This is a genomic window from Capnocytophaga leadbetteri, assembly GCF_003054025.1.
Classification (GTDB): domain Bacteria; phylum Bacteroidota; class Bacteroidia; order Flavobacteriales; family Flavobacteriaceae; genus Capnocytophaga; species Capnocytophaga leadbetteri.
Window position 1 is genome coordinate 572469 of record NZ_QBKG01000001.1, and the last position, 15510, is coordinate 587978.

The 15510-nt window shown below is 41.3% G+C and carries 1 protein-coding gene; it reads left to right on the forward strand.

What is annotated here, in order from left to right; all coding sequences use genetic code 11:
- Window positions 1–122: 122 nt before the first annotated feature.
- Entirely contained in the window at window positions 123–15443 is a 15321-nt protein-coding gene (locus tag C8P65_RS02745) for a T9SS type B sorting domain-containing protein (protein ID WP_107781085.1), read from the forward strand.
- The last annotated feature ends 67 nt before the right edge of the window (window positions 15444–15510 follow it).

The following is a 15510-nucleotide window of genomic DNA, read 5'->3' on the forward strand; positions in this document are numbered from 1 at the left end:
TTTTTATTGGATAAATGGTGTACCTTTGCGTTTGAAACCATAGGTGTAACTATTAACCAACTATTGATTACCAAAGATTAAAAAAATAAATATTTATCTAACTTCCAAATATTATAGTATATATGAAAAAGATATTACTATTACAATGTTTCTTTTTAGTTGTATTTTCAGCTTTAGCACAGAATTACAAAACTTTTTTGCCGTTTTATAAAGAAACAGTGAAAGGGGATATGCTTATGGTGGGTAACTCAGTGTTAAATGCAGGGGTCAATCCTAATCAACCTTATATAGGAAGTCATGGTCATAATGCGCTGATTGACCTTAATTACACTAATGTAGTACCAGCAACAGGTGTATTTAACTCAAGTTCTGCTAATGTGGCTAATCCTAATGTAAATGCGTCTTGCCTAAAGGTGAAAGGAGCTTACCTGTATTGGGCAGCTGCTTATACACGTGAGCGAGAGTTAAATCAGAATCCTAAATTTGAGAGGAGTAAATTTAAGAATATTAAGTTTAAGACCCCGAATGCTTCTTCGTATACTGATTTGGTAGGTGATTTAGTGTATGATGGCTATGATGTATTGAGTTCTCGTCCGAATCAGAATGATTCTCAGCGCGCTTATGTATACAAAAAAGATGTGACAAGTATACTAACAGCAGAAGCTGCTACTCGTGGGGGACGCTTTGATGGTACTTATACAGTGGCTAATTTGATGGCACCTAAAGGTAATGAATCTACTGGAGTGGGGTATGCTGCGGGTTGGACATTAGTAATAGTATATGAAGATCTTTCTAAGCCTTCTCGCTATATTACTCTTTTTGATGGTTTTTCTGCAGTAAATAATATTAATAGTCTTGCTATTCCTATTTCAGGTTTTAAAACAGTACCTACGGGGCCTGTAAGGGCTAAGTTTGGTTTTGCAGCTTTAGAAGGAGAGATAGGTATTTCGGGTGATAAACTTTCTATAAATACAGACAAAGGAACTTACGGTATCAGTGCGCCAGGTAGAAATTTAAATAACTTCTTTAATAGTACAATTACTGATGAAAATGGTGTAAATACCAGTCGCAACCCAGCATCTACCAATTTATTTGGTTTTGATGTGGGGCTTTTTAATTTACCACCATCTATTTTTAATAATAATGCTACTTCGGCTACGCTTCTTCCTTATACAAATCAGGATGCTTACTACCCTTTCTTATTTGCATTTAACGTAGAAGTGGTAGAACCTCACGTAGTAATGGAGAAACGGGTGTATAAAGGCAGCCAAGATATAACAGGTAATAGAGGGGGCGTTACTGTGAACTTAGGTGAACAATTAATTTATAAAGTTAAATTTAAAAACATAGGTAATGACGATGCTAAAGATTTAGTGATTGTTGATAAACTTCCTAAAGGCTTAGACTTTGTAAAAACCTCTATTCAGCCATCTAACTTTCCATCGGGGACACACATTGATTATACATATAGTGCTGAAGGGGGTACACTGACAGTAACAGTGGATAATAGCTTAGTGAAAGCTAATAGTGCTACACACGAATTTTCTTTTGGAGTAGAAGTAGTAAACGATTGCAAATTATGGCGTGCCCCTTGTGCTAACCAGATAAAGAATGAGGTGGCAGCTACTTATAATGGGGTAGAAAACCCTAAAACAACTCCTATTTCATCTAAAAGTTTTAAGTCAGAATTTACGAGCTGTTTTGGGGGTGATGAGGGTACCTCGGATTTTGTAGTAAATGTAGATTTTTTGAAGTGTGTATATAAAGAGCAAGTAACTCTCTGTAAACTTACGACTACTCTTAAAGCTGAGGACGGATTTACATCTTATCAATGGACAACAGTCAGTGGTACAGAAACGGTAAATGCAACTACTCAAAACTTAGTAGTTTCAGCACCGGGTGTTTACAGAGTAGCCAAATCGAAGACAGGATGCGCTACTATGTATGAAGAGTTTACTGTAATTCCTAATATATACAAAGCTAATCATCCAGTAGAGAGTATGATTGCCTCTAAACAGATAAGTGGTGAAACATATGTTTGTCCTTCGACAGGTGAAAAATACCCTCAGGTGTATTTGTGTGGTAAGAACTCTACTCTCAATATGAGAATCTCAATTAGTAATGCAACAAATTTTCTTTGGGAGAAAAAAGTAAATTGTGCTAATACTATTCCAGATAATTGTCCTCCAGATCTCACTAGCTATGGTTGTAGTTGGACAACTATAGGTAATACCAATGGTATTGTTACTAACCAATCGTTTACAGAAGCAGGTGATTATCGTTTGACGGTGACTTATGATGCAGAGTGTGTGTCATCTTACTATTTCCGTGTCACTAAAAACGAATTAGACCCCAAAGTAGAGCCTTTGGATATAGTATGTACTACTCCAGGTAAAATAACAGTAAAGGATGTTCCTGCTACGGGCTATCAATTTGCTCTTATGAAAGGTACTACTACGGTAACTAACTATCAGACATCTAATATATTTACAGTTCCTACTGCTGGTAGCTATAATGTGCTTATCAAACAAACAGCTACTAATACAGCAGTAGTGCCTTGTACTTTTGAAATCAGCAATATAGTTATCAATCAAAAGAACCCTTCGTTGACAGTGATCACTACAGATATGGCTTGTGATACTAACAAAGGGAATATGCGCATTCAGGTAAATGATCCTCCTTATAATCCTTATACTATAGTGGTGCGTGAAAATAACCAGACGGGAGCTGAGTTATATAGGTTTACCTCATCAGGTACTACTACTTATAATGACATTACCCTAAATAACTATTTCAATCACGGTACTTATTTTGTAGCGGTAGAAAATAGTTATGGTTGTACAATTACTAAAGGGGGGGTAAAGATAAACAAAATACCAGAGCTAAAAGCTACAGCTTCAGTATTTAAGCCTATTACCAATTGTGCGCCAGGTGTTATACGAATAACAGCTTCAGGAGGTAAAAAAGTAGGCTCGTATGACTTTGAATATAATGGAACTCACAATACTAGTGCAACTGATTATTTTGACTTAGAGGTTACTACTGCTGGTGTTTATAATTTTGTGGTAACAGATGCTAATGGTTGTACAGCGAGAGCTTCAATAACTATTACTAAGCTAACACCACCAGTTGTTACAGCAAATTATGAGATAAAGCAATGTGGTCAGCAGATATTAATAAACTTTACTGAACCACAAAGTACATATTCTTATACTTACCAATACGCCTTAGAGGGCAAGGCTCCACAGACGGCACGTACAATCGCGGGGCTTACGGCTAATACTACTTATACTCCTACGGTACTATATACTATCAACGGGCAAACGTGTACGCTTACCTTACCGGCTATCACTATTCCAGATTTAACGGCCACTGATAACCTTATTGCTGCGGCAGGGGTAGTGAAATTAGTGGGCTGTGAACAAGGTGCTAATGCTAATAAAGCTTTAGTACGTTTCTCTAATGTACAAGGAGGGGTGCCCCCTTATGAATACAGTTTTGATGGAGGAGTTCGTTTTGGTACGGTTAGCCAAACGTGGCTGTCACCAGGTACTTATCAGTTGGCAGTAAGAGATCGCCATGACTGTAGTAGAGATAATATTACTATAAAGGTAGATGATAAAATAGCAACTCCTACTTTTAGTACCAACCTCACTTATAATTGCGAGGGTAAGGCTACTTTAAAAATAAATAATGACAAGGGTACTTATACTTATACCTATCGGGTAGATGGGGGTGCGCCGCAAAACAGCAATACCTTTACTAATCTTGCTGTGGGTACCCATACTATCCTGATACAGTATGCTAATGCCAACCCTCCTACTAAGAATGTATTATTCTTGGAAGATTTTGGAGTAGGTACTACCCACGTAAAGACTCCTTATATAAATGACTCTTATGTATTTGAACCTCAAGATGGTAGTACTATCTTATATAATCGTGCTGGAGTAGGTAGAGCCAATCCGTATGGACCTACTGTAAATGATGGTGAGTATACAGTAGTAGATAAAATGCGTCCAAACCTATGGGGTGATGACCCTGTAGACCATACAGGAAAGACTAATGGGCGTATGCTATTTGTCAATATAGGTAGTTCAGCAGGAGTAGCAGGTATATTGTACCAGCGAAAGATGATGGACATTATTCCTAACAAGCCAATACAATTTTCTATAGCTCTTTATAACCTAATAAGGGGAGATGGACGCACTACAGCTACTAACGACCCTAATATCAAATTAGAACTTTATAAGACAGAAGCAGATGCTTTAGCACAAACTAATGTATTAGCATCAAATAATATAGGTTATATACCTAAACATGCTAATGTAAATGATTGGAAAGAGTATAAGGTACAGTTGAATCCTGGTAATAATACTATTCTTTATGCGGTAGTGCGTTCGTTTAATGATCTGACAGGAGGTAATGACTTGGTGATAGACGATATTTATCTATACCAAGACCCAGAGACTTGTCCGTCTACTTATACTACTACAGTGGTAGTGAAAGATAATCAAGCATTTGGGGTACAAAGTAATACAGAGCAAGTAACCAATGCCAAATGTTATGGGGGTAGGGGTACTTATCAGATAGCAGTTAAGAACCCACAAAATACGACCTACTATGTACAGAAAGATAATGTAGGAGCTTTTGTACCAGTTACTGACGCCGTTTATAAATGGGAAAATATACCAGTAGGAGCCCATACCGTAAAATTCCGTGGGGAGCTGAACAATTCTAATTGTGAATTTACACGAACCTTTACCATTACACAGCCAGCAGTTCTTACGCTTAGTTTAGATGCGAGTAAGTCAGATACATATTTAGCTTGCAATCCAGCTATAGCACGCGTAACGATGACTGCTACAGGGGGTACACTACCTTATAGTTATGCACTTTACAAGGGTACAGTTACTATTACTGCAGCACAAACCAGTCCTCAGTTTACTCTTACTCAAACAGGTACTTATAGGGTTATAGTAACAGATGCTAATGGTTGTCAGCAAAATAATAATTTCACTATTATTAATGCTCCAGTCCTTACTCTTACAGGCACTACTGATATAACTAATAATAACTATTGTATGAGCAGTGCTACGGCAGGTAAGGTGCAGGTGAAAGTAACAGACGCACAAAATATAGGTACCTCGCCTTATACATTCTTCCACAACGGTACGAGAGTAGCGATCCAGACAGCAGCTGCTTATACGTATACCAACCTACAAGTAGGAGTTCACACCTTTACAGTGATAGACAAATACGGTTGTGTGGCAAGCTATACTACTGAGATAAAACGAATGATAACAGCTGATGGATCCTCAGGAGTAGCGGTAGTGGCTAAGGACATTACTTGCCATAGTGGTAATGCAGCACGTGGAGAGTTGAACTTCAAGGTAAAAGACGGCTATGCACCTTACACTTATATAGTGAAGAATGCGGCTAATACTACGGTACAAGGAGCGCAAGCAGTACCAGCGAATAAGATAGCAACTTACTTAACAGCAACCCCAGGGGCGTATACCATAGAGGTAACCGACAGCAAGGGCTGTAAGGTGAGCGGAACAGCAACGCTTACGGCAGCAGTAAGACCTACAGCGGTAGTAAGTACTACGGCAGTAGTGTGCTATGGAGCTAATGATGGGACTATTTCATTGACTATTAGTGGAGGGACAGCTCCTTATAAGATAAGTATAGACGGTGGTACTCAGCAGAATGTAACGGGCAATCAACACCGTTTTACAGGAGTAACCGGAGGTAATCATACCGTTAGGATAACCGATGCTCGCGAATGCTACAACGATATAACAGTAACAGTAGCAGCTCCAGCAGCACCGTTAAGAGGTTTTGCGGTAGTATCAAAGCTTATAGGTTGTGGAGATAATGATGGAGATCCTGCTCATAAGAACAAGGCTAAAGTAGCTTTTACGAATGTGACGGGTGGTTATGGAACCTCTTCAGATTATCGTTATAAATTTGATAGTAACTTTGATATATATCCAGACGGCTGGTTGCCAGCGGGTACACATACGGTTACAGTAAGAGATAAGGCAGGCTGCGAATTAGATATATCGGTAACTGTACCTAAGCGTATAGACCCACCTACAGGTACGACATATACTATTACCTCTTACGATTGCGATGGTAAGGGAACGATACGCATTAGTGGTTTGCCAAGCACTTATAGTTATACCTATACTATAGGAGGTAAGATAGCTACGGGCACAACAGCTACCATTATGGGCTTAACTCCAGGTAGTTATACAATGACAATTAGTTATACACAAGGAGCTGCATCATGTCCGCAAGAGATAGTTAAGACGGTGGTAATACCAGGAGGTCAAGAATTTAAGGCTAGTGTATTGAGTCAAACGAATGTAGATTGCAAGAATAATTCAACGGGTAAAGTAACCTTTAGGGTAGAGAACTTAAGGGGTGGTAGTTATAATGTATCGCTATCAAGTTCTATTCGTCATGCGCCGGGCTATACCTCTTATGTACAGTCACCTACTTTTGAGGTAGATAATCTCGAGGCAGGGACTCATACTATTACGTTTAATTATAGACCAGCAGTAGCGGGCGCACCTACTTGTGTGGTAAGTAGGACAATAACTATTACAGAGCCGGCAGAATTAACCTTAACAGCTACGATAGTGGAGCCAGCGATGTGTAGCAATGCTCATTTTGCAAAGGTACAAGTAACGGCTACGGGAGGAACAGGAGCTTATACATATTTTTATTTAGTAGGAGGTACTCTTAAGGCAACGAATACTACAGGATTATTTACTGGGGTAGCAACGGGAACACCTTCGTTTGTGGTAAAAGATGCGAATGGCTGTTCTAAACAGGTAGATTTAACGAACTTTATTCCTACTCCGAAGACGGTTAGCTTTACAATACAAGCTACAGAGTGTTATGCGGGCGATAATCAAGGAGTAATAAAAGTGAAGATAGCCGATGGTAATGGAGGTTATACAGTATCGCTTAACGGATCGGCAGCAGTATCGCCTACGACAGATAGTGTAACGCATAGCTTTACGGGCTTGCGTCAAGGTAGTTATACCGTTACGGTAAAAGACCAATACGGCTGTAGTGCTCAGAGAGCGATAGATATTTACCCATCACTAACGGTAAAGGTAAACGTTACTGATCAAGGGGCATGTACACAGGCTAAGTTAGAAGTATTGACAAGTGGAGGTGCTAATGGAAAAGAATACAGATTCTACAAAGCAGGCAGTACCCCACCACCTTACGGTACGGCTAATACATATACATTACTATCACGTTTTAGTACTCCTTCAGAAGATTGGGTAGTACAAGTGAAGTCTGACCTTTGCGAAAAGACCTATACGGTAACACTACAGAATGTAGGGGTAGCAACTTATACGCAGCAAGTAGTACAACCAGAATGTCAAGGTACGGCAACGGGTAAGATAATATTAGCCAACTTAAATGGAGGTAAACCGTTTAAGATAGGAGTACAACGCCCAGGAGTGGCGGGTACCCAAACTCAGACAGGGGTATCAGGTAGTTATACGATAGCCAATGCGGTAGCAGGGGTATACACCATTACAATACAAGACGTATTTGGCTGTAGTAGTGTACGAACAATAACGATAGAGGATAAACCAGAGTTGATGGGTAATTTTGCGGTAGCATCAACGGCTACTTGTACAACGGCGTTATTCCCATTAACGTTAACGATGAGTTCGACAACGTTTAACACTTATATTAGTGGTACGCCATTGCGTGATATATACTATAGTATCAATGGCGGGGCTTACCAACAGCTAACAACACCTCAAGCAGTGATTACGCCAGGATTTGCACCAGGGACAGAGATAAGAGTTAAGTTTAAGACGGTAGCTCAGGGGGCAGGTCCTACAGGGGTAGCGATATGTAGTTCATCCGAATCGACATATAAGGTACCTCATATGCTATCGAATGTAACAGTACAAACGAATTTAGGTAACTTTGCAAATGGCTGTAATGGTGTAAATGGTTTTACAGCTACGGTAACGATACCATCAGGAGAAGGGGAAGCGCCTTATCAGTTTAGTAAAGATGGAGGTCTTAGTTGGGTTTCAGCACTTTCGGCAACGCAAAGTAATACCGCAGTATTTACAGGCTTAGAAGTAGGTAGGACACATACCTTTATGGTGAGAGACAACAAAGGTTGTACGGCTGCTTATACAGGCGATGTGTACTCAGGAACGACTTTAGGCTTGCAGGTAGGATTGGTAGCAACGCCTAATTGTGCAGCAGGAACAGGAGGAGGCTTACGAGTAGAGCTAAAACGCAATTCAACCGCTTCACTGGGTAGTCATTTTGATTGGGAGATAGTACCGCCAGTACCAGGAGGTTCGGCCACGAATGTACCGATGATAAGTGCGGGAACTGCAACAACATTAATAACACTTACTAAAATTGTTCCTGTAGGCACTTATTATGTAAAGGTAACAGAGAAGAATGGTAGTAGTTGTGTGTGGTATAGTCGAGATGCAAAGGTAAAACAATTAGATCCTATCACAGGCACAGTATCGGTAAGTTCGAATATAACCTGTGATGCAGCGGGAGTAGTAGAAGTGCTTAATGTACAAGGCGGGGGCGGACAGTATACGTATACCCTTGAACCGGTAGCACCTACGACTTTTGTTACCCCGATAGCGACGGCTAATAATAGGGTACAAGTATTGCGTGATAATATTTCCAATCCTAATGTAAATACGTTGCGTTATCCAGCAGCACCAGTAACGATAACTGTAAAGGTAAAAGTTATTGATCAGTATGGTTGTGATATAGATTTAGGTAACCACAACCTAGTAGTACAACCTAAACCAGCGATATATACAGTAACCTATACAGGCTGTAGCAATGGTAACTTTACGCTTGTAGTAACGCCAACGGAGCGAACTATATGGGCACCATCGACAAATATAACAGCCTACGAATATTCTAAGGACGGAGGTCTTACTTGGACAACTACCAATGTATTTGCGAATGAATCAGCAGGTACTTATGTGATGGTAGTACGTGAGAAGAATACGGGCTGTGAGGCTACACAAACGCTAACGGTACACGATCCATTAGAGGCGAGTGCACGGGTGAGCAAATTGATAGGCTGTGTTACTGGTACTAATGCTGAGATAACCATTAGAGTAGACAAAGGTTCGGGTAATTATACTTATAATATAACTCCACCGAGTGGTACGACTTATACAGGTAGCACATTTTTACCAGTAACAGGCAGTACAGCCTCAGAAGCTGTACAGCCTATAGGAAATACACCGGGTACTTATACGGTAACTATAAAAGATAATGGTCAGTTGCACTGTTCACCTACGATAGTAGTAGTTTCGGTGGCTTCACCTTCTTATCCAGAGATAAAAGTAAGTACTCAGTCGGTAACTTGCTTTGGAAGTACAGACGGCTCTATGAATATAGTAGAGTTGGGTAGTGGTAATTACATCTATACCAGTATTGCAGGGCCTTCAGGTCCGGTAACGGCACCGAGATGGAATTTGGGTACACGTTCGGCCAAGGATTTAGAGGCAGGCGTGTATACGATAACGGTTAAAAATAACGATAGTGGCTGTAGTACTACAACGGTAGTTAGGGTAGGTACACCACCTGCTTTAACGCTAAGTGCTACGCTTATACAGGTAGACCAGTTTGCTTGTGGTAATAACGGTCAGACTAATCAGGCTAAGATAGTAGTACCACCGACTGCTATAGCAGGAGGTACGGGCACACGTACGATAGAGTTTGAAGATGCATATGGTAATAAAGTATATAGCAACACTTATACCTTAGGGATAGCAGAGGGTTCGGTAGTAACTATTACGCTACGAGATGCTTCAGGCTGTTATACGAGCGTTACTAAGACTATAGTGCCTTATGAACGCATAGATGTGGCTAACTTACAGGTGGTAAGTGCAACTACTTGTCAGGTAGCAACTGTTACCCTAACGATGACTAAAGATGGCGTGTTGCCATTTGGAGCAGGGGTTATCTACTACTATGAGGGAGCGACAGCCCCAACGGTAGCGATAGGCACAGCGCCTTGGCAGACAGGCAATACTTTTACGGTAACGCCTAATGCAACCCATAAGTTCTGGATAGGTAATAAGAATACGGGTTGTATAGTATCATATGATTATATATCACCTGATCCTAATACCTTTAGGATAGTAGATGTACAGACACGGAATATAGCTTGTGGTTCAGATGGTACGGCTACCTTCACCTTAGAGGGCTTAGATAGCTTGCATACTTATCAGGTATCGGTAACTCCATCAGGAGGAACGATAAATCCGTCACCTATGTTTGCAGGTACAAATACTAAGTTTAATATCTCGGGCTTAGCAGCAGGTATTTATACAGTAACGGTAAAAGACCAACAAACATTGTGCGAACAAGTACAAAGGTTTAGTATAGAGAGTCCGACACAAACTCTTACCGCTACGACGAGCGTACGATCAATTACCTGCGTATCGGGTAATAATGATGGAGAGATACGCATAGAGAATGTAAGTGGCGGCTGGGGAGGCTATCAATACCATATTGGTACGACTATAACACCACCAACAGCCTCAGGAGCGTGGACGACGACCACCTATAAGAGCGGCTTGGTATCAGACACATACTATGTATGGGTACGAGATAATTTGAGGAAAGACTGTCCGCTATTAGTAGCGAGCATCACGATGAATAATCCAACACCTATTAGCGGTACGCTAACGGTTACTCAAGAGAACTGCGTGGCAGGTACTGGAGAGATAAGCGTAGCGACTATAACAGGAGGTGATGGAGTGAATTATACTTACCAACTGATAAAAGACGGAGTGAAGGAAGGTATACCACAGAGTACACGAACCTTTACCGGTCTGGGAGCTGGTAACTACGAGGTAGTGGTAAGCGATAGTTGGGGTTGTCCGGCAACGCTAACATTAGCGACAGGAAAACTTCACGAGCCGATCAGCAATGTACAAGTACAGATAGTCAAAGAGGTAACTTGTGCGAGTCCTACGGGAGCTACCTTGAGTGTGACCCACCAAGGAGGTAGTAATAGTATCACCTATACGCTTACCCCATCGGGTGGTGGTACTACAACAGTAAGCACTATACCAGTATTTATAGGAGTGCCAGCAGGTAGTTATATAGTAGGAGTGAAAGACAACAAGACAGCTTGTGCTATAGTAACCACTACAATAGAGGTAACGCCAGCTGTACCGGTAGCCTTTACTTACACCCAAACTAATGTAGGCTGTCACGGAGGTAATAATGGTAGGATAGACGTAACCATACCAGGTACACAAACACAGACAGATTATGTGATACAGATAGAAGGAGCTGGAGGCTTTATAACAAGAACCGAAACGGTAAATACAACGCCTAAGGACTTCTCTATATTGGGACTAAAAGCAGGGGTATATACGGTAACTGTATATTCATCAAGAGCTTGTCAATCGTCACAAACTATTACTATTACAGAGCCTGCACAGTTGGTAGTGAGCAGTACAACGGTAACAACCCACTTTAGCTGCGATACGAATAATCAGGCACGTCAGGCAATCGTACAAGCGATAGCTGCGGGTGGAGTTACAGGTACTTACACTTATAATTTTGAAGTGTTTGACGGACAAAGCACCAGCACTACAGGCTATACAAATAGCAGTGTAGTAAGTATCAGCAGCAACGGTAGCTACACTCAAACGGTAGTAGTATATGTAAGAGATGCTAATGGCTGTACTGCTAATAGTGTAAACAGTCCAACGGTAATACCACCGCTAAAACGGATTACAGCTATTAAAGCACAACAGACCCGTCCGATAGATTGTCAAGGGCTAGAAGCGGTAGACTTTACTATAGAAGGCGGTTCTAATCAGGGCTATATAGTGAGAGTGACAGGAGGTACAACTACGCCAAGTATCTATACAGTAACCTCAGGGGTGAGTGTAGTATCAGTAACCTTTACTGCGCCAGGTTATTACGAAGTAACCGTAACAGACAGTGCTACGGGTTGCTATGATAGTGTAAACTACGGAATAGCTAATTACGATAATATATCGATAAGTGCGGCACAAACCAAACCGGTAACTTGTGCAGCGGGCAATGATGGTGAGTTGACATTATCGATGAGAGGTTATGCGGGCAACTATACCTTTAGAGTAGTAAATGAATACGGAGTAGAGGTAGTAAGTTCTACAGCAGGTAGAAATGATACAAGTGACCCGAGAACCCAACCTATAGGAGGTTTAAGTGCAGGTAAGTACTATGTAGAGGTAACAGAAACACAGTACCCATATTGTACAAAAACCGCTACCTTAGCTACTTTATCAGGTCCATCATCAGCATTAACGGCAAGTACAACGATAACGAACCAGATAAAATGTGGTAGCGGACAAACAGGTAGCTTTATGGTAACAGCCGCCGGTGGCTGGGGCAATTATGAGTATCGCTTAACAGTAGGTACGCCAACGCCAGCAGCACATAGTGTATATGGTAATTATAGCAGCACTTCAGTGTTTGAAGGCTTGGTATCAGAAACCTATACTGTATGGGTGAAAGACCAAAATGGCTGTGAGACTAGTGTAACTCAAGTTATGAGTCCACCAGCTCCTATAGCAGCAACAGTAACTAAGACTGATGTGAAGTGCTTCAGTGAAAGAGGTGGTAGCATTACGGTAAGTGGTACTACAGGCGGTAGTGGTAACTACACGTACGAACTGTGGGAAGTAGGAGGAGCGCAAATTTACGGAGCGCAAACCAGTACGACCTTTACAGGGCTTGATGCACGAGAGTATAAGGTGAAGATAGTGGACGGTTGGAACTGCGACTTGACCATACCGGTAACTATAGATGAGCCACAGGAAATAAAAGTGACGGCTTCGATAGTAAGTCCAACGACCTGCTTACAAACACAGGCTACGATACAAGTAACGGCTACGGGCGGTAGTGGTAGCTACCAATACCGACAAGGTACAAGCGGCACATTTACTACTAATAACTTGTTTACATTGCCACCGGGTACTTATGAGTTCTATGTACAAGATGCTAATGGTTGTCCATCAGCAGCATCTAACAAAGTAGAGGTAGTAGCAGTACAACCTGTAAGCTTAACGGTAAATACCGCTGATGCGTTTGTGAAATGTAATGGAGAAGCTACAGCACGTATAACCTTCTCGGCTACGGGTGGTGTAGGGGGCTATCAATATAGCTTGCACCACGGCAATCCAATAGCTCCAGCAATGACTATCTCGGCTACACAAATCAATGCGACCGACTGGGCGTTTAGTGGCTTGGCTACAGGTACTTACTTTGTGAAAGTGAAGAGTGGTGTAGACTGCGAGGATAATAGCTCTCAGATAGATATAAGAGAAGCAGACGCTATATCAGTAACCAGTACGGTGAGCAACGTTACTTGTAAAGGTGAGAAAGATGGTAAGATAATTGTAACGGCTGAGGGCGGTACTGGTACGATAGTGTACGCTATTAGCCCACGTTTTGATAGGGTAGTAGAGAGCGGTGTGTTTGAGAAATTAGCACCAGGAGAATATGTAGTGAGGATACAAGATGCTAATGGCTGCCATAGAGATGAGATATTCAAAATTACAGAGCCAGACTTGATCAGAGTACGAATAGATAGACAGACTGATGAGGTTTGCTATGGTGCTAATGACGGAACTATATCAGTAACTATTACTGGAGGCACCCAATCCTACAGTACCTCTATAGATGGTGGAGTTAATTGGTATCTAGGTAAGACCTTGTATACAGGCTTAGCATCGGGTACTTATATAATAAAAGTAAAAGATGCTATGAGTTGTACCACTGAAAGTGATCCGATAACCATAAAAGGTGGAGTAGACCTACAAGCAACAGCTACAGTAGAATACAGCTGTCCATCGAATAGTGTGAACAATGCTATTAGAGTGAGAGTAAATACAGATGTAGCAGCGCAAACTACCTTTGCTTTAGACGGGGTAGCACAAGCAAGCAATTACTTTACCTCAGTAACAGCCGGAGTACATACTATTACGGTAAGACACCAAGGAGGCTGTGTACAAACACTGACTGTAAATGTAGAGAACTACGCACCGCTTAGTAAGACGGTAAGTGTGACCCATATCACTTGTTATGGAGAGATAGATGGTAAGGTACAGATAAACGTGACAGGAGGAACGGGTAGCTATACTTATAGTATTACGCCACAGGCAGGTACATTTAGTGGTACTAATATGTTTGTGAACTTACCTAAAGGACAGTATACTATCCAAGTGAAAGATGCTGTAATAGGTTGTGAAGTTAGTGAGCGTATCACTATAGAAGAGCCAGATGTATTGAAATTAGGTGTAGTGAAGACAGTGACAGAAACTTGCTATCAGCAATCAGATGGACAACTTGAGTTTATGATACAAGGAGGACGCGCTCCTTATAGCTATGAGCTAAAAGACTCACAAGGTAATGTGATAGACACCAGAATGGGTATAGCAACAGGCACGACGGTATCGCGTACTAATATGGCGCCAGGGGCTTATAGCTTAGTCTTTAGAGATGGCAACTGTCCGCAAACCCAAAATATAACGATAGCAGCAGCACCTAGTCTGCAAGCAACAGCTACTGTAGGTTTTGAATGTTCGACAGTATCTACAACAAGCTCAAATCCATATATACAGATAACGCTTGCTAGAGATAACAGCGATGGGCTGATATCATCACAGACACTTTCTTACTCTATAAACGGAGAGCCTATTAAACCGTTTGTGGGTTATGTAGACGGTAATCTACAAGTGTTGAGGACAAGAAATATAGAGAACAATGGGATATATACGATAACGATATTCTATCGACCATTAGGAATGACCTCTCTATGTTCAAGTACCTTGGCAGGAACGGTAAGTGTAACGCGTTATCCGGGCTTAGAGATATTAGATAAGACAGATCCACGCGAAATCAACAAGGTTAGAGTGAAAGTAGTAGGAGGTAATCCACGAGAGGGAGATACACCTTATTCTATAACATTCAATGGCAGTTATGAGAATGGAGAGAGCGAATATATGCTTAAGCCAACAGACCCAACGAGTCGAGTGGTGAATGGACGTATCTTTAAGTTGGTAGTAGTGGAGGCTATAGATGCTAATAATTGTAGTTCTACACTTACGATAGAGAAGGAGTATATGAAGTCGGTACCGCCGGATTTCTTTACCCCTAATGGTGACGGACAGAATGACGGTTGGGATCCTGATATATACCGCAGTTATCCTAACTTAACGGTAGATATTTACGATCGTTATGGACGTTATATAAAGACACTTCGTTCGGGTCAGGTATGGGATGGTCGTTATGAAGGCAAAGAGATGCCATCAGGAGACTATTGGTATATACTGCGCACACACGAAGATGATGACCGACAAGAGTATATGGGACACTTTACCCTATACAGATAACAATAAAAGCAAGCACTACGAAAATAGTGCTTGCTTTTTATTTTGTTGTATATTAAGTAGTTAGTAA